This window comes from Lelliottia sp., assembly GCF_045627565.1.
Classification (GTDB): Bacteria; Pseudomonadota; Gammaproteobacteria; order Enterobacterales; family Enterobacteriaceae; genus Enterobacter.
In genome coordinates this window covers 125,899-142,580 of sequence record NZ_JAZQNX010000024.1, presented here as the reverse complement: position 1 = coordinate 142,580, position 16,682 = coordinate 125,899, and the positions used below count along the sequence as shown (strand labels likewise).

Below are 16,682 nucleotides of genomic sequence, written 5' to 3'. Positions count from 1 at the left end.
TCCTGTTAACCCGCTATCATAAGCGTTTCGGGTTAACAGGAGTCCCTTTATGAAATATGTTGGAGCGCACGTCAGCGCAGCAGGCGGTCTTGCGAATGCCGCCATCCGTGCCGCCGAAATCGAGGCGACCGCTTTCGCCCTGTTCACCAAAAATCAGCGCCAGTGGCGCGCTGCGCCGCTCACCCCTGAAATAATTAATGATTTCAAAGCCGCCTGTGAAAAGTACAACTTCGGGCCGGGGCAGATCCTGCCGCACGACAGTTATCTCATCAATCTGGGCCATCCGGTTCAGGAAGCGCTGGATAAATCACGTGAGGCGTTTCTGGATGAATTACAGCGTTGCGAACAGCTTGACCTGACGCTGCTGAATTTCCATCCGGGCAGCCATCTGATGCAAATCGATGAAGACGCCTGTCTGGCACGCATTGCGGAATCCATCAACATTGCGCTGGCACAAACGGAAGGCGTCACGGCAGTTATCGAAAATACTGCCGGGCAAGGCAGTAATCTGGGGTTCAAATTTGAACATCTGGCGGCAATTATCGATGGTGTGGAAGATAAAACGCGCGTGGGCGTGTGTATCGATACCTGTCATGCCTTTGCAGCAGGATACGATCTGCGCAGTCAGGAAGCGTGCGAGAAAACCTTTGCAGAATTTGAGCGTATTGTCGGCTTCAAGTATCTGCGCGGTATGCATCTAAACGATGCGAAAAGCGCGTTTGGCAGCCGTGTTGACCGCCACCACAGCCTCGGCGAAGGCAATATTGGTCACGATGCGTTCCGCTTTATTATGCAGGACCCGCGTTTTGACGGCATTCCAATGGTGCTGGAGACGGTTAATCCGGATATCTGGGCAGAAGAAATCGCCTGGCTGAAAGCACAGCAGACCGCTGAACAAGCGGCATAAAAAAAGCCGGGTCGCATTAGCGCCCGGCTTTTTATTGGTTCAATGATCTTATGCTGCTTTAGCTACCGCTGCTGATTCCACTTCCGGGCGCTTCAGCACCGCGTAAGACAGACCAGCAATCAGCGTACCCGCAATAATCGCGAACAGATAACCCAGCACCGGCGTAATCGCACCAGGAATCAGCAGAACGAACAGACCACCGTGTGGTGCCATCAGTTTTGCGCCGATTGCCATGGAGATAGCCCCCGTCACCGCGCCGCCAACGATACAGCAAGGCAGGACGCGCATTGGGTCACGTGCGGCAAACGGAATGGCACCTTCAGTGATGAAGCACAAACCGAGAACCAGAGCCGCTTTGCCCCCTTCCTGCTGCGCTTTATCAAACTTACGGCGTGCGATAATCGTTGCCAGGCCTAAAGCCAGTGGTGGCACCATACCCGCCGCCATGATTGCCGCCATTGGCGCGTAGGTCTGGGTACTCAGCAGGCCAACACCAAAGGCATATGCCGCTTTGTTTACCGGACCGCCCATGTCGGTACACATCATGCCGCCCAGGATTGCGCCCAGCAGTACCGCGTTCGCAGTACCCATGGTTTGCAGCCAGTGGGTCAGACCCTCAAGGATGCCGGCAACCGGCTTACCAATCAGGTAGATCATGCCCAGACCCACCACGAGGCTGGAAATCAGTGGAATGATCAGAATCGGTTTCAGCGCTTCCATACTTTGCGGCAGCTTCAGCTTAGAGCTGATCGCTTTCGCTACATAACCCGCCAGGAAACCGGCGATAATACCGCCGATGAAGCCGGAGCCGGTGCTCACTGCCAGCATGCCGCCGATAAGACCTGGCGTCAGACCTGGACGGTCAGCGATGGAAAATGCAATGTAACCCGCCAGCACTGGCACCATTAGCGCAAACGCTGAACCGCCACCAATCTGCATCAGTGCTGCAGCCAGCGTGCCCGGCTCTTTAAACGCTTCGATACCGAAGGCAAAAGAGAGCGCGATACACAAACCACCCGCCACCACCATCGGCAGCATGTAAGAAACCCCCGTCAGCAGGTGACGATAGGCGCCCGCTGACTCTTTCTTACCTTCAGTTGCAGACTGTGATTTTGCAGAAGCCTGATACGGTTTGGCTTCGGCCAGCGCCTTATCAAACTCCTGTGCCGTTTTCTTCAGCGCCAGGCCGGTTGAGGTGCGATACATCGGCTTACCGGCAAATTTTGCCAGGTCCACTTCAATATCTGCCGCCACAATCACCAGATCCGCTTCAGCCACTTCTTCAGCTGTAATCGCATTGCCAGCGCCCACAGAACCACGGGTTTCAACCTTCACCCACCAGCCGCGTTTTTTCGCTTCGGTTTCGATGGCTTCAGCAGCCATAAAGGTATGCGCCACGCCGGTTGGGCAGGCGGTGATTGCCACAACGCGTTTAGTACCCGTTGCAGAGACAACTGCATCGGCGACCGGCGCGCTGTAAATCGCCGCATGGCCTTTTGCTTCGCTCAGGAATAATTCTGGATGTGCCACGGCGCGATTAATATCGCCCAGCCACACTTTTTTGCCGTTCAGCGCACTGTCAGCTGGCATTTTGTCACCCAGTACAATCGCCAGTTCAGCGTCATTTGGGTTATCGACAATTTCAACATGCGCTTTGTGTGCCGCCGCGCCCAGCAGCGTTTTCGCCATATAGGCGCGAGCCTGTCCAAGACTGGAATCAATGATCAGCAGCGTTTTCATTATGCCTCTCCTGCTGTTAGTTAAAAGGTTGTAAGTCGACGCGCGCCATCATCGCGGCCAACTGGGTACGTTCGGTAATACCAACATTGCTCTGGCTTACGGCCAGAGCAGCAACAGCGGTTGCAAGACGTAAAGTATGTTCACTGGATTCACGCATCAGCAGGCCATAGATCAGGCCGCCAACCATGGAATCCCCTGCGCCCACGGTACTCACAACTTCCACCGACGGTGGTTTGGCAATCCATTCGCCAGACGCGTTAACCCACAACGCACCTTCCGCACCCAGAGAAATCACGACGTGAGCGATACCTTGTTCACGCAGCGCATGAGCGGCTTCAATAACATCTTTTAATTCTGGCAGTTTACGACCCGCCCAGATCTCAAGCTCGCGACGGTTAGGTTTTACCAACCACGGAGACGCTTTAAGACCGGCAACCAGCGCTTCGCGGCTGCTGTCGAAGATAATGCATGGACATTGGCTACGCAGACGCAGCATCCATTCGGTGAACGCTTCCGGGCTCACGCCAGACGGCAAACTGCCACTCACGCACACCATGTCAAACTGACCAAGCCAGGTCAGAGAGTCGTTAACAAAGCGCTCCCAGTCGGCAGGCGTTACTTCAAAGCCGGAGAAGTTGAAGTCGGTCACTTCACCGTCTTTCTCTGTCAACTTAACGTTAATACGGGTACGGCCTTGAACGACCTGGAAACGGTTCGCAATGCCCAGCTCGCTGAACAGCTGCTGAAAACCATCCTGGTTGTCTTTTCCCAGGAAACCGCCCACGGTGACATCGATGCCTAAATCTTTGAGCACCTTCGCAACGTTGATGCCTTTACCCGCGGCGTGCAGGCCAGTGGTTCGCACGAGGTTGACTTCACCGCGTTCCACTTCTGGCGTAAAACCAACCAGATCGTAAGCGGGATTCAATGTAATGGTGGCGACACGTCTGCTCATTATGCGCCCTCCCCCAGACCGGCCGCGATGGCGTCGCCAACTGCTTTCAGCGCCTGTTCAGCATCAGCCCCTTGTGCTGTGAAGCGCAGGCGATGCCCTTTTTTGACACCCAGCGCGACCACTTTCATCAGGCTGCGCCCATTAGCCGGTTTGCCGGAACCATCAAGATTGGTCACGGTGATTTCACTGTCGAACTGTTTGATCGTGTTGACCAGCATGGTGCCCGGACGGGCATGCAGACCGTGCTCGTTACGCACCACAAATTCGGCGCTGAGTACGTCATCGGTTGATACGTCGTCGCTGGTCAGCAGGGCCAACAAGGTGGCAGCATCTGCGTTCAGCAAGCGGTCAGCTTTACTGTTAAGCAGCAAGTCGCTGAGGCGCTTAAGCACCGCAACCGGCTGTTCATCCGCCATCGCGACCGTCACCAGCAACGCAGCCTGCTCGCCATCCACATCGAAAGCGGTTGCTGCACGGCTCACCGCGATTGCGCTGCGGACATTGCCTTCTGCGCTGTCGTTCAGCCAGACGCCCTGACCGAGATTCAACGGCTTGTCATTGATCACGCGAGCTACAAAGGCGGTCTCAACCACACCGGCTTCTTTCAGGCGACCCGCGTTCAAGGCCTGTAACGTCACCAGGTCGGTGGCGATAACATCAAGCGTCAGCGTATCGTTATCCAGTTTCAGCGCTTCGCTCTGCTTTTCCCCCATCAGCAGCGCACGCAGCTCTTCAGCCGTGGTCGCTGACTGCAGCTGTTCAGCCACAGCGTCGTCGCTCAGCACATGCGTCAGTTGACGCAGTAAGCCCAAGTGTTCATCACCACTTGCGGCGATACCGATGGCGACGTATGCCACCTGTCCTTCGCCCCACAAAATGCCCTGTGGGAACTGATAAACCTGAACACCGGTTTTCAGTACCTGATCGCGGGTATCCGTGGTGCCGTGAGGAATCGCGATACCATTACCGAGGAAGGTTGAGGTCTGTTGCTCACGCGCCAGCATGCCATCAACGTAGCCTTCAGCAACGTTACCTGTCTGCACAAGGCTCGCCGCAATCTTGCGAATGGCCTCTTCTTTATTACCGGCCTGTTCGCCCGGATGGATGTCTTGCACTGTTAACTGGAACATGGTTCTCCTCTCTCGCTGAACTTGAATCGTTTCAGCCTTAATGAGAAAAAATGCGCTAACTTGTTCTGTCAGGTAGATAAGATAGCGCTGAAACGTTTCAAGGAGTCTTGCGCTTTATGCTAGAGCTTGCAAGGAAAGTTACCTTTTCTGTTTCAGAATTTAGAAGTGCAGCACATTTCTTCAACGATTGACTTACATTTGCTGATGGATGGGTGACGTCTACCGCTTCGCTTCAGCACCGTTCAGCAACATATATTTTTGAAATGCTATTTTGATTTAGTTGTGGGATAATTGACCGCATCACCTGTTTATTTTTTGACAAGCGGCGTAAACTCCGCCCCTCTTCACATCACTGATATAGAAACATGCACAACACCCCCGTTGCCGCCTCACCAAAGCCATTTGATCTGACGTCATCGGCGTTTTTGATTGTTGCCTTTCTCACCGGTATTGCCGGTGCATTGCAAACGCCAACGCTGAGCTTATTTCTGACCAATGAAGTCCATGCCCGTCCGGCTATGGTCGGCTTCTTTTTTACCGGGAGCGCGATTATTGGCATTCTGGTCAGCCAGTTCCTGGCAGGCCGCTCGGACAGAAAAGGTGACCGCAAAAGTCTGATCGTTTTTTGCTGCCTGCTGGGCGTGTTCGCTTGCGTACTGTTCGCCTGGAACCGCAACTATTTTGTCTTGCTGTTTGTCGGCGTATTTCTCAGTAGCTTTGGATCGACAGCCAACCCGCAAATGTTTGCCCTCGCACGTGAACATGCCGATCGTACGGGCCGTGAAGCAGTGATGTTCAGCTCCATTTTACGTGCTCAGGTCTCGCTGGCGTGGGTTATCGGCCCCCCGCTGGCTTACGCGTTGGCGATGGGGTTTGGCTTTACCGTGATGTATCTCAGTGCAGCGGCCGCTTTTATCGTGTGCGGTGCGATGGTGTGGTTTTTCCTGCCGTCGATGCGCAAAGAACCAAAACTGGCAACCGGCACGCTGGAAGCGCCACGGCGTAACCGTCGCGACGCCTTGCTCCTGTTTATCATCTGTACGCTGATGTGGGGCACCAACAGTCTCTACATCATTAATATGCCGCTGTTTATTATTGATGAGCTGCACCTGCCGGAAAAACTGGCGGGAATCATGATGGGGACGGCGGCAGGGCTGGAAATCCCGACCATGCTGATCGCGGGATATTATGCCAAACGCTTCGGAAAGCGTTTCCTGATGCGAATCGCGGTGGTGGCAGGTCTGCTATTTTATATCGGAATGCTTACGGTAAAAGAACCGGCCCTGCTGCTGGCTTTACAATTACTGAACGCGATCTATATCGGCATTCTCGCGGGTATTGGCATGCTCTATTTTCAGGATTTGATGCCCGGACAGGCTGGCGCAGCCACGACGCTTTATACCAATACTACACGCGTGGGCTGGATAATTGCCGGATCGTTGGCAGGGATTGTGGCGGAAATCTGGAGTTATCACACGGTCTTTTGGTTCGCACTGGTGATGTGCATCATCACAGTGGGCTGCCTGACGCGCATTAAAGATATCTAAGGCGCGGTCAGCGTTTCCAGTTCAAGAAGCCAGGTCATCGCTTGTGCACGCGTACTACCGCACATCTCTTTCGCGGGTTGCAGCCCTGCGCACACCTTTGGGCGTGACGATGAGCCGAAGATTTTACACAGATTATTGTCAGAAAGCTGAACGCAACGGGTGTTGGCAGGCTTGCCATTGGGCATGCCAGGAATAGGACTTGAAATGGACGGTGCGGTGCAACACGCGCCACAATCTGGGCGGCAATCCATAAACGCTCTCTATAAGTCACTAAGGCCCGTGCAGTCAGGCATGCCGCGCACAGTAACACCTTTTGCGTATTGATAGCAAAAGCCACGAATTCCGCTTGCCTGAAAGGCTGCGCGCGAGTAATTTGACGCGATATTTTTTACCTCACAGTAAACAGGATTACTGCAATGCCAAGAGCGAATGAAATTAAGAAAGGTATGGTGCTGAACTACAACGGCAAGCTGCTGATTGTGAAAGACATTGATGTTCAGTCGCCTAGCGCCCGTGGCGCAGCAACGCTGTACAAAATGCGCTTTGCCGATGTCCGTACCGGCCTGAAGGTTGAAGAGCGTTTTAAAGGTGATGATATTGTTGATACCGTGACCCTGACACGTCGCTTCGTCGATTTCTCCTACATTGACGGCAACGAATATGTGTTCATGGATAAAGAAGATTACACGCCGTATATCTTCACCAAAGATCAGATTGAAGACGAGCTGCTGTTTATTCCTGAAGGCGGCATGCCGGATATGCAGGTTCTGACCTGGGATGGCCAACTGCTGGCGCTTGAACTGCCGCAGACGGTTGATCTGGAAATCGTAGAAACGTCACCGGGCATCAAAGGCGCATCTGCAAGTGCGCGTAACAAACCCGCGACGCTGACTACGGGTTTGGTCGTTCAGGTTCCAGAATACCTTTCCGCAGGTGAAAAAATTCGCATCCATATTGAAGAAAAACGTTATATGGGTCGCGCAGACTGATACAAAAAAACCCGGCTTTTGCCGGGTTTCTTTTTACAACAATTCTGGTTACAACAATTCTGGTTATAACAATTCTGGATACTTCAGCATCTTCAGCGCCAGTTCCACGCCCCGCACTTCCGCCATCCCTTTCAGACGGCCAATCGCAGAATAACCCGGATTCGTTTTCTTACGTAAATCGTCTAGCATTTGATGCCCATGATCCGGACGGAATGGAATCGGACGCACATCTCCAGCGTGCTTACGGCGCTGCTCTTCGCTCAGAATCGCATCCACTACCGCCACCATATTCACGTCGCCACCCAAATGAGCCGCTTCATGGAAGGTATTAGGGTTATTTTCACGACAGGTCGCGCGCAGATGGGTGAAGTGAATGCGATCGCCGAAGGCTTCAATCATCTTCACCAGATCGTTATCTTCACGTACACCGTACGAACCCGTACACATCGTGAAGCCGTTGTTAATACTATCAACGGTCTCTTTCAGCCACTCCATATCTTCAATGGTAGAAACAATGCGTGGCAGACCGAGAATCGGGCGCGGTGGATCATCCGGATGAACGGCCAGGCGTAAACCACAGGCTTCCGCCACCGGCACAATCGCCCGCAGGAAATATGCCATATTTTCACGGAGCTGATTTTTATCGATGTCGCCGTATTCCGCCAAACGCGCGCGGAACTGATCCAGGGTGTAACCCTCTTCAGCACCCGGCAGACCCGCGATAATATTACGCGTCAGCTTTTGGATATCAGCGTCAGAAGCGTCTTCAAACCATTTCAGCGCCTGCTGCTGCTCTTCTGCGGAGTAATCCGCTTCTGCGCCCGGACGTTTTAGAATGTGTAGTTCAAATGCCGCAAAGGCTATCTGATCAAAGCGCAGCGCTCTGGAACCGTCTGGCATTTGATATTCGAGATCGGTACGCGTCCAGTCCAGAATTGGCATGAAATTGTAGCACACGGTGTCGATACCGCAGGTCGCCAGGTTACGAATACTCTGCTGATAGTTGGCGATCCAGGTTTCAAATTGTCCTGAATGCGTTTTGATATCCTCATGCACAGGAATACTTTCGACAACTGACCAGGTCAGCCCTTTATCTGCCAGCACCGCCTGACGTTTTTTGATCTCTTCCACCGGCCAAACTTCACCGTTTGGAATATGGTGCAATGCGGTCACGACGCCTGTTGCGCCAGCCTGACGCACATCATCAAGAGAAACCGGATCATTCGGCCCGTACCAACGCCAGGTTTGTTCCATCGCTTCACCCTCTAAAGTTGTTATACCAATATGTGTTACTGCAATGACGACTACCATACATGTTTGATAGTACCGGTCAACGCGCTCGGCAGCATTGATTGATCCAACTCACAGAATCTGGATATTTACGGCTTACCAATTCAATTTGCTGTCATATAACTTTACACTACCGTTGTTAATTAATGGTTAATCAGGTGTGTATTACATGAAGACAATTGCCTCCGCTTCTCTTCCTCCGCACGTGCAACTGCCGCAGTACGATCGCCAGCAACTGCGCTCCCGAATTGTTCATTTCGGTTTTGGCGCTTTTCATCGTGCGCATCAGGCGTTGTTAACAAACCGTGTGCTAAACGCCAAAGGGGGCGACTGGGGTATCTGTGAGATTAGCCTGTTCAGTGGAGATGTGCTGATGAGCCAGCTTCGCGCACAGGATCACCTGTTTACCGTGCTGGAAAAAGGCGCTGACGGAAATCAGTCGATTGTTATCGGCGCTGTGCATGAATGCCTGAATGCCAAACTCGATTCGCTGGCGGCCATTATTGAGAAATTTTGCGAACCGCAGGTAGCCATTGTTTCGCTGACCATAACCGAGAAAGGCTATTGCATCGATCCGGCGACGGGCAAGCTGGATACGCAGAACGCACGTATCCTTCACGATCTCGAAAACCCAACCGAACCGCACTCAGCGCCCGGCATTCTGGTTGAAGCCCTCCATCGCCGCCGCGAACGCGGACTCACCCCTTTCACCGTTCTGTCGTGCGACAACATTCCTGATAATGGACATGTCGTTAAAAACGCGGTGCTGGGGATGGCAGAAAAACGCTCGCCAGAGTTGGCCAAATGGATTGCGACGCATGTGAGTTTCCCGGGCACCATGGTTGACCGCATCGTGCCCGCCGCGACGGAAGCGTCGCTGGCAGAAATCACCCAGGCGTTAGGCGTGGAAGATCCCTGTGCGATCAGCTGCGAGCCGTTTATCCAGTGGGTAGTGGAAGATAATTTTGTGGCCGGCCGCCCGGAATGGGAAATCGCTGGCGTTCAGATGGTTCAGGACGTTCTGCCGTGGGAGCAGATGAAATTACGTATGCTCAACGGTAGCCACTCGTTCCTGGCCTATCTGGGTTACCTCGCGGGTTTCGCACATATGAGTGATTGCATGCAGGACGACGCATTTCGCGAGGCCGCTCGTCGCCTGATGCTGGATGAACAAGCTCCGACATTGCGTATCACGGATGTCGACTTAACGGCGTATGCTGACAGCCTGATCGACCGATTTGCCAATCCGGCGTTACAGCATCGTACCTGGCAAATCGCGATGGACGGCAGCCAAAAATTGCCGCAGCGCATGCTGGAAGGCGTTCGCGTACATTTGCAACGTGAAAGCGCCTGGCCACTGCTGGCACTCGGTATCGCTGGGTGGATGCGTTATGTGAGCGGCGTTGACGATGCAGGGAATACCATCGATGTTCGCGATCCGCTTAGCGAAAAAATTCGGGCAATTGTTGAAACCAGCAGCGAAACAGACCGCGTAGATGCGTTACTGGCCCTTGCAGAAATTTTTGGCAACGAATTGCCGCAGCAGGCTCAGTTTGTCGATGCAATAACTCATGCTTACCAGCGTATTTCAGAGCGTGGTGCACGTCAGGCCGTCATCGACACCCTCGCGATTTAACTTTTTTGCTGTAAAGGGCGTATGGAGAGACCCTCAGTTCGCCCTCCCCCTTCTCACCGCTGTCATTTTTCGCCAGGATTATTGATAATTGTTATGTATTACAATTTTTCCTGGAGCGCATGTGACCAAAACCAACCTCATAACCGGCTTTCTCGGCAGCGGTAAAACCACTTCCATCCTTCATTTGCTGGCTAATAAAGATCCGGCAGAAAAATGGGCCGTGTTGGTCAATGAATTCGGCGAAGTCGGGATTGATGGCGCATTGCTGGCTGACAGCGGCGCGATGGTCAAAGAAATCCCAGGCGGCTGCATGTGCTGCGTCAATGGCTTACCGATGCAGGTGGGGCTAAATACGCTGTTGCGTCAGGGTAAGCCTGACCGGTTAATCATCGAACCCACCGGTTTAGGCCATCCCAAGCAGATCCTCGACCTGCTCACCGCGCCGGTATATGAGCCGTGGATCGAGCTGCGGGCCACGCTTTGTGTTCTGGATCCGCGCCAGTTGCTGGATGAGAAATCCGTGCAAAATGAAAACTTCCGTGATCAGCTTGCCAGCGCAGATATCATCGTGGTGAATAAAGAAGACCGTGCTACAGACGAGAGTCGAGCAGCATTTGACCTGTGGTGGCAGCATTTTGGCGGCGACCGCCAGTTTGTGCAGACAACCCAGGGTCATATCGATAATGCGCTGCTGGATCTTCCGCGTCTGAACTCAGCTGAACTGCCTGCCAGCGCAGCCCATTCGCACAGTCATGCAGACAAAAAAGGCCTGGCTGCACTGAGTTTACCTGCTCATCAGCGCTGGCGCCGCAGTCTCAATAGCGGGCAAGGACATCAGGCCTGTGGCTGGATTTTTGATGCTGATACGCGCTTTGATACAATCGGTATTCTGGAATGGGCCAGGCTCGCGCCGGTCGAACGCGTAAAAGGTGTGATGCGAACTCAGGATGGGCTGGTGCGGATCAATCGTCAGGGCGCAGATTTCTTTATCGAAACGCAGAACGTTGCACCGCCAGATAGCCGAATAGAGTTAATTAGTGCGGTTAACACCGACTGGAACCTGCTTCAGGCCAGCTTGTTGAAGCTTCGTTTAAGTTCGGGGGACTAACGTTGCCAGCGACTAAACTATTCAAGATGATGATGATTAAAAGACTTCCATACATTTTACTGCTTAATGCTGCCGGTTTTGCGCTGTTTTTGTCCTGGTATCTGCCAGCGAATCATGGCTTCTGGTTCCCGCTGGACTCCGGTATTTTCCACTTCTTTAATCAGTTGTTGGCAAAGAGCCAGGCCTTTTTGTGGCTGGTGGCCATCACCAACAACCGCGCCTTCGATGGGTTTTCATTGCTCGCTATGGGCTGCCTGATGCTCTCCTTCTGGCGAAAAGAAGACACCGCTGGTCAACGCCGCATCATCGCCATTGGGCTGGTGATGTTGCTGATTGCCGTGGTGGTGAACCAACTGGCCCAAGGGCTGATGCCGGTTAAGCGATCCAGTCCATCGCTCTATTTCCCCAATATCAATCGCGTCAGCGAATTACTGCACATTTCGACTAAGGATGCGTCGAAGGACAGTTTCCCTGGGGATCACGGAATGATGCTGCTTATTTTTTCGGCATTCATGCTGCGCTATTTTGGCAAAAAGGCGTTCGGGGTTGCCCTGATTATTGTTGTGGTTTTTGTTTTCCCACGCGTAATGATCGGCGCTCACTGGCTGACAGATATTGTTGTCGGTTCACTTTCTGCCGTGCTGATTGGTTTACCCTGGTGCTTAATGACACCGTTGAGCGATCGCCTGATTGCCCTTTTCGACCGGTACCTGCCCCGGAAATGCAACAAAGATAAAACAATTAACTAACTTAAATTAACGCTATCCATCAGGGATCATTTTAGATCCCTGAACATTCCCCGCTATTTTTTTGCTACATTGTCCTCTCTGCGTAATATCATTCATGTTGTAAATGAATGCATTGCATACAACTTAAGCCAAATTGGCGGTATTTTGCGCAATCCCGGTTAATCGCTTTGTCTATCACAATTTCTTATAAAAAAAGCAATATTATTGCTCGCATTGACTAAGCCGATCAGTTAATCTCGAACTCGTTTTGCCTCACAGAGATAATTATTCTCAGAGTGAATAAGTTTGTGCGTTAGACCACAGATTTGACCATAAAGAATTGTCTCATTGTGCGCAGATATTTAGTCTCGTCACGTTTGGCATTTTATAACGACTTTTATCGTTAAGGACTTCAAGGGAAAATAATTAACATGGTCAAATCTCAACCGATTTTGAGATATATCTTGCGGGGAATCCCGGCAATAGCAGTTGCAGTACTGCTGTCTGCATGTAGTTCGACAAACACTGCAAAGAATATGCATCCTGAGACGCGTGTTGTGGGCATGGAAGATGCCTCGTCACTGCAAGCCTCTCAGGATGAATTTGAGAATATGGTACGTAATCTGGACGTTAAGTCTCGAATTATGGACCAGTATGCTGACTGGAAAGGCGTGCGTTATCGTCTTGGCGGCAGCACCAAAAAAGGCATCGATTGTTCCGGTTTTGTACAGCGTACGTTCCGTGAGCAATTCGGGTTAGACCTTCCGCGTTCTACCTACGAACAGCAGGAAACAGGTAAATCCATTTCACGCACGAAACTGCGTACCGGTGATTTAGTGCTGTTCCGTGCGGGTTCAACCGGTCGACACGTTGGGATTTACATCGGCAACGACCAGTTTGTTCATGCATCCACCAGCAGCGGTGTGACAATTTCCAGCATGAACGAGCCATACTGGAAGAAGCGCTATAACGAAGCGCGCCGTGTTCTGACCCGCAGTTAATCTGTTATGTCGTTGGTTATCCCTTGGCTGGCGACATAATAAAAAAAAGCACTGCTTCGGCAGTGTTTTTTTTTGCCTGTGTAATATCACGCCCCTGCAAGTGGGGGGAGGCGAGATAATCCAGGCTATAGTCTTGTAAATTCGTAAGTTTAGCCGTCGTGCCGCAACTGACGGTCATTCAGGAATACTGACGTTTATGTTCACCCGTTACTTTTCCACCAGCCGTAAAGTCCTGACAGGCAGTATTCTGGCGGGCTTACTCGTCGCCCTCCTCTGCGGAATGCTGCAATTTTTCCTTAGCTATCATAAGCGGGAAGTGAGATTCGACACCCTCATCGTCGACCTTCGTGTGTACATGGAGAGCTACTTCTCCGAGCTTAAAACGTCCATTGATACCTTGCAGCCCTTTATTCTGGATAGCTGTCAGGAGGTGCGCGATGAGTTAACCTCGCGTGCCGCGTTTAGCCTCAACGTTCGTGCCTTTCTATTGGTAAAAGACAACGTCGCGTTTTGTTCTTCAGCGACAGGTGCCATGAATACTCCTTTGGCTGAACTCATACCCGCACTGGATGTTAATAAACCCATCGACATGGCGCTTTTGCCCGGAACGCCCATGCTGCCGCACAATCCCGCTATCGCTATCTGGTACCAAAATCCACTGGTGAAAGGCGGCGGTGTCTTCACGTCGATCAATATCAATATGACGCCGTATCTCCTTTATGCCGCACGCCAGGACGAATTCGCGGGTATTGCGATTATTATTGGCGATACGGCGTTATCCACCGACTCAAACCGCCTGGTCAATATTCACGATTTGCATGAAACGGCCACCCGCACTACGACGCTTAAAGACGTGCCGCTTACAATCAATCTCTACGGGCAAGCGTGGACCAGTGACGAAATCCTGTTTGCGTTATTTTTTGGTTTGATAAGCGGCATTGCCGCGGGAACGCTTTCCTATTACATCCTCTCCATTCGACTGAGTCCTGGCAAAGAGATCCTGACGGCCATCAAGCAAGGTCAATTTTATGTGGTCTATCAGCCTGTTGTTGATGCTGCAAAACTTGAAATGTCGGGAGCCGAAGTGCTGATGCGCTGGAAACATCCGACCATGGGTGAAATCCCGCCAGATGCGTTTATCAATTTTGCCGAAGCGCAGAAACTGATTGTGCCCCTGACGTTGCATCTCTTTGACCTTATTAGTCGCGATGCCCCACAGTTACAAAAGGTGCTACCCGCAGGTGCAAAACTCGGCGTTAACATTGCGCCTGGGCATCTGCATGCCGACAGTTTTAAAGATGACATGCGCCAATTTGGCGCGTCGCTACCCCCGGATCACTTCCAGGTGGTGCTGGAAATCACCGAACGCGACATGATCAATCAGCTCGAAGCCGCGCCATTATTTGAATGGCTACAGCACGAAGGGTTTGAGATTGCCATCGACGATTTCGGGACAGGCCACAGTGCATTAATTTATCTGGAACGTTTTACGATGGATTATCTTAAGATCGATCGCGGCTTTGTGAACGCCATCGGAACAGAAACGGTCACCTCGCCGGTGCTTGACGCCGTACTGACGCTGGCACGGCGGCTCAATATGGTCACGGTTGCGGAAGGTGTCGAAACGCCAGAACAGGCGACCTGGTTGCGTGAACACGGAGTAAATTACCTGCAGGGCTACTGGATTAGTCGCCCAATGCCGCTGGGTCAATTTCTGAAATGGCAGCCAGATTTCGTTAAAGACAGTGAATAATTTCACAAGGGCACCTTAGTCACTTATTATTCAGCTACACCGAAAGCCTCACTGCGGGTGAGTCAGAATAAAAGAGGGATACGCTGCACATGACTATGCGCTTCGTTTTGCTACTGCTGGCGTTGTTCAGCGTGACCTGCCAGGCGCAGACCATTAAAGAGAGCTATGCCTTTGCCGTTTTGGGTGAACCCAAATACGACGCTAACTTTACCCACTTCGATTACGTTAATCCCGGTGCGCCAAAAGGGGGGAACATCACGCTCTCCGCAATGGGGACGTTCGATAACTTCAACCGCTTTGCGCTGCGTGGTGTAGCCGCGGAGCGCACCGATTCGCTCTATGACACGCTCTTTGTCACCTCAGACGATGAGCCAGGAAGCTACTATCCACTCGTCGCCGAAGCGGTGCGCTACGCTGATGATTTTTCGTGGGCAGAAGTCACGCTCAACCCCCGCGCGCGTTTTCATGATGGGTCGCCGGTAAAAGCCAGCGATGTCGCTTTTACCTTTCATAAATTTATGACCGAAGGCGTTCCGCAGTTCCGTATTGTATTCAAAGGAACAACGGTAAAAGCGATTGCGCCATTGACCGTACGTATCCAACTGGCGGAGCCCAGCAAAGAGAGCATGCTGAGTCTTTTCTCGTTGCCCGTCATGCCGGAATCATTCTGGAAAGATCACAAGCTGAGTGACCCGATTTCCACGCCTCCACTGGCTGGCGGCCCTTACCGCATCACAAGCTGGCGGATGGGGCAATATCTTGTTTACTCGCGCGTGAAAGACTACTGGGCAGCGAATTTACCGGTCAATCGCGGCCGCTGGAATTTCGACACTATCCGCTACGACTACTATCTCGACGATAACGTCGCCTTCGAAGCGTTCAAAGCCGGTGCATTCGATATGCGCGAGGAAGTCAGCGCCAAAAACTGGGCCACCCGCTATATCGGCAAGAATTTTGCGAATCATTACATCGTCAAAGATGAGCAAATAAACGAATCAGCGCAGGACACCCGCTGGCTGGCATTTAATATACAGCGCCCTGTTTTCGCCGACAGGCGTGTACGTCAGGCTATTACGCTCGCCTTTGATTTTGAGTGGATGAACAAGGCGCTGTTTTACGATGCCTACAGCAGGACCAACAGCTATTTCCAGAATACAGAATACGCCGCCCGCGATTACCCCGACGCGGCTGAGCTTACGTTGCTGGCACCGTTGAAAGCTGAAGTTCCCCCTGAAGTTTTCACGACCATTTTTGTTCCGCCCACCTCTAAAGGGAGCGGTTACGATCGTGACAACTTGCTGAAAGCCAGCGCATTACTGGATGAATCCGGCTGGGTATTAAAAAATCAAAAACGGGTGAATGCCCAGGGCAAACCGCTCACCTTTGAGCTGCTGCTCTCCTCTGGCGGAAATAATCAGTGGGTTCTGCCATTCCAGCACAATCTGGAACGACTCGGGATCACTCTGGAAATCCGTCAGGTTGATAACGCGCAGATAACCAACCGAATGCGCAATCGTGACTACGATATGATGACTCGCCTGTGGCAGGCCCAGCCATGGCCCAGCGCTAACTTACGCATCTCTTGGGCTTCGGAATATATTAACTCTTCATATAACGCCCCAGGCGTCTCAAGCCCGGCAATCGACATGCTGATCGGGAAAATCATTGCGGCGCAAGGCGATAAAGAAAAATTGCTTCCGCTAGGCCGCGCGCTTGACCGGGTATTGACCTGGAATTACTACATGCTGCCGATGTGGTTTATGGCTAAGGATCGTCTGGCCTACTGGGACAAATTCTCTAAGCCGTCCATACGCCCTATTTATTCGCTGGGATTTGAAAACTGGTGGTACGACGTCAATAAAGCCGCAAAACTGCCTGCAGAGCGGCGCTAAGGAATA

14 protein-coding genes are annotated in these 16,682 nt (G+C 52.2%); 9 read left to right on the top strand and 5 right to left on the bottom strand.

What is annotated here, in order from left to right:
- Window positions 1–49: 49 nt before the first annotated feature.
- Complete coding sequence (nfo, locus tag ACKI5T_RS13710; RefSeq protein WP_407438113.1) at window positions 50–907, top strand: deoxyribonuclease IV; 858 nt, start codon at window positions 50–52, stop codon at window positions 905–907.
- A gap of 48 nt (window positions 908–955) precedes the next feature.
- Here nfo and fruA read toward each other — a convergent pair whose 3' ends face one another.
- Genes fruA through fruB form a run of 3 tightly spaced genes read right to left on the bottom strand, consistent with a single transcriptional unit; the run spans window position 956 to window position 4,732 of the window.
- Window positions 956–2,647, bottom strand: a complete 1,692-nt coding sequence (gene fruA / locus ACKI5T_RS13705) for a PTS fructose transporter subunit IIBC (protein ID WP_407438111.1) — start codon at window positions 2,645–2,647, stop codon at window positions 956–958.
- A 16-nt stretch (window positions 2,648–2,663) separates the two neighbouring features.
- A complete protein-coding gene (fruK, locus tag ACKI5T_RS13700; protein ID WP_015959760.1) occupies window positions 2,664–3,602 on the bottom strand; it encodes a 1-phosphofructokinase in 939 nt (312 codons plus the stop codon).
- Window positions 3,602–4,732, bottom strand: coding sequence for a fused PTS fructose transporter subunit IIA/HPr protein (fruB, locus tag ACKI5T_RS13695; protein WP_407438110.1), 1,131 nt, complete (start codon window positions 4,730–4,732; stop codon window positions 3,602–3,604). Before fruB ends, fruK begins: the two co-directional genes overlap by 1 nt.
- A gap of 365 nt (window positions 4,733–5,097) precedes the next feature.
- On the opposite strand from fruB, the gene setB reads away from it, so the two are divergent.
- Complete coding sequence (gene setB, locus ACKI5T_RS13690; protein WP_407438108.1) at window positions 5,098–6,279, top strand: sugar efflux transporter SetB; 1,182 nt, start codon at window positions 5,098–5,100, stop codon at window positions 6,277–6,279.
- Here the strand turns inward: setB and ACKI5T_RS13685 are convergent.
- Window positions 6,276–6,530, bottom strand: coding sequence for a YkgJ family cysteine cluster protein (locus ACKI5T_RS13685; protein ID WP_133629774.1), 255 nt, complete (start codon window positions 6,528–6,530; stop codon window positions 6,276–6,278). The genes setB and ACKI5T_RS13685 overlap by 4 nt on opposite strands.
- A gap of 165 nt (window positions 6,531–6,695) precedes the next feature.
- Here ACKI5T_RS13685 and yeiP point away from each other — a divergent pair, with 165 nt between their 5' ends.
- Window positions 6,696–7,268 (top strand): elongation factor P-like protein YeiP, encoded by a 573-nt coding sequence (yeiP, locus tag ACKI5T_RS13680; RefSeq protein WP_015959764.1) that lies wholly within the window; start codon window positions 6,696–6,698, stop codon window positions 7,266–7,268.
- 63 nt (window positions 7,269–7,331) lie between these two features.
- Here the strand turns inward: yeiP and uxuA are convergent, their stop codons facing one another.
- Window positions 7,332–8,522, bottom strand: a complete 1,191-nt coding sequence (gene uxuA / locus ACKI5T_RS13675) for a mannonate dehydratase (protein WP_407438107.1) — start codon at window positions 8,520–8,522, stop codon at window positions 7,332–7,334.
- Window positions 8,523–8,727: 205 nt separating this feature from the next.
- On the opposite strand from uxuA, the gene ACKI5T_RS13670 reads away from it, so the two are divergent.
- The 6 genes from ACKI5T_RS13670 to ACKI5T_RS13645 all read left to right on the top strand — a co-directional run bounded on the left by ACKI5T_RS13670 (window position 8,728) and on the right by ACKI5T_RS13645 (window position 16,676).
- A complete protein-coding gene (locus ACKI5T_RS13670) occupies window positions 8,728–10,194 on the top strand; it encodes a mannitol dehydrogenase family protein (RefSeq protein WP_407438106.1) in 1,467 nt (488 codons plus the stop codon).
- 121 nt (window positions 10,195–10,315) lie between these two features.
- Window positions 10,316–11,302, top strand: a complete 987-nt coding sequence (locus ACKI5T_RS13665) for a CobW family GTP-binding protein (protein WP_407438104.1) — start codon at window positions 10,316–10,318, stop codon at window positions 11,300–11,302.
- 32 nt (window positions 11,303–11,334) lie between these two features.
- A complete protein-coding gene (locus ACKI5T_RS13660; protein WP_407438188.1) occupies window positions 11,335–12,051 on the top strand; it encodes a phosphatase PAP2 family protein in 717 nt (238 codons plus the stop codon).
- 410 nt (window positions 12,052–12,461) lie between these two features.
- Window positions 12,462–13,031 (top strand): bifunctional murein DD-endopeptidase/murein LD-carboxypeptidase, encoded by a 570-nt coding sequence (mepS, locus tag ACKI5T_RS13655; RefSeq protein ID WP_015959769.1) that lies wholly within the window; start codon window positions 12,462–12,464, stop codon window positions 13,029–13,031.
- Between the two features lie 196 nt (window positions 13,032–13,227).
- A complete protein-coding gene (locus ACKI5T_RS13650; protein ID WP_407438102.1) occupies window positions 13,228–14,784 on the top strand; it encodes a cyclic di-GMP phosphodiesterase in 1,557 nt (518 codons plus the stop codon).
- A gap of 89 nt (window positions 14,785–14,873) precedes the next feature.
- Window positions 14,874–16,676 (top strand): extracellular solute-binding protein, encoded by a 1,803-nt coding sequence (locus tag ACKI5T_RS13645; protein WP_407438101.1) that lies wholly within the window; start codon window positions 14,874–14,876, stop codon window positions 16,674–16,676.
- Window positions 16,677–16,682: the final 6 nt, after the last annotated feature.

Excerpts from the sequence above, each read along its gene's own strand:
- nfo (WP_407438113.1), top strand. The coding sequence starts at position 50 with ATGAAATATGTTGGAGCGCACGTCAGCGCAGCAGGCGGTCTTGCGAAT.
- fruA (WP_407438111.1), bottom strand. The coding sequence starts at position 2,647 with ATGAAAACGCTGCTGATCATTGATTCCAGTCTTGGACAGGCTCGCGCC.
- fruK (WP_015959760.1), bottom strand. The coding sequence starts at position 3,602 with ATGAGCAGACGTGTCGCCACCATTACATTGAATCCCGCTTACGATCTG.
- fruB (WP_407438110.1), bottom strand. The coding sequence starts at position 4,732 with ATGTTCCAGTTAACAGTGCAAGACATCCATCCGGGCGAACAGGCCGGT.
- setB (WP_407438108.1), top strand. The coding sequence starts at position 5,098 with ATGCACAACACCCCCGTTGCCGCCTCACCAAAGCCATTTGATCTGACG.
- ACKI5T_RS13685 (WP_133629774.1), bottom strand. The coding sequence starts at position 6,530 with ATGGATTGCCGCCCAGATTGTGGCGCGTGTTGCACCGCACCGTCCATT.
- yeiP (WP_015959764.1), top strand. The coding sequence starts at position 6,696 with ATGCCAAGAGCGAATGAAATTAAGAAAGGTATGGTGCTGAACTACAAC.
- uxuA (WP_407438107.1), bottom strand. The coding sequence starts at position 8,522 with ATGGAACAAACCTGGCGTTGGTACGGGCCGAATGATCCGGTTTCTCTT.
- ACKI5T_RS13670 (WP_407438106.1), top strand. The coding sequence starts at position 8,728 with ATGAAGACAATTGCCTCCGCTTCTCTTCCTCCGCACGTGCAACTGCCG.
- ACKI5T_RS13660 (WP_407438188.1), top strand. The coding sequence starts at position 11,335 with ATGATTAAAAGACTTCCATACATTTTACTGCTTAATGCTGCCGGTTTT.
- mepS (WP_015959769.1), top strand. The coding sequence starts at position 12,462 with ATGGTCAAATCTCAACCGATTTTGAGATATATCTTGCGGGGAATCCCG.
- ACKI5T_RS13650 (WP_407438102.1), top strand. The coding sequence starts at position 13,228 with ATGTTCACCCGTTACTTTTCCACCAGCCGTAAAGTCCTGACAGGCAGT.
- ACKI5T_RS13645 (WP_407438101.1), top strand. The coding sequence starts at position 14,874 with ATGACTATGCGCTTCGTTTTGCTACTGCTGGCGTTGTTCAGCGTGACC.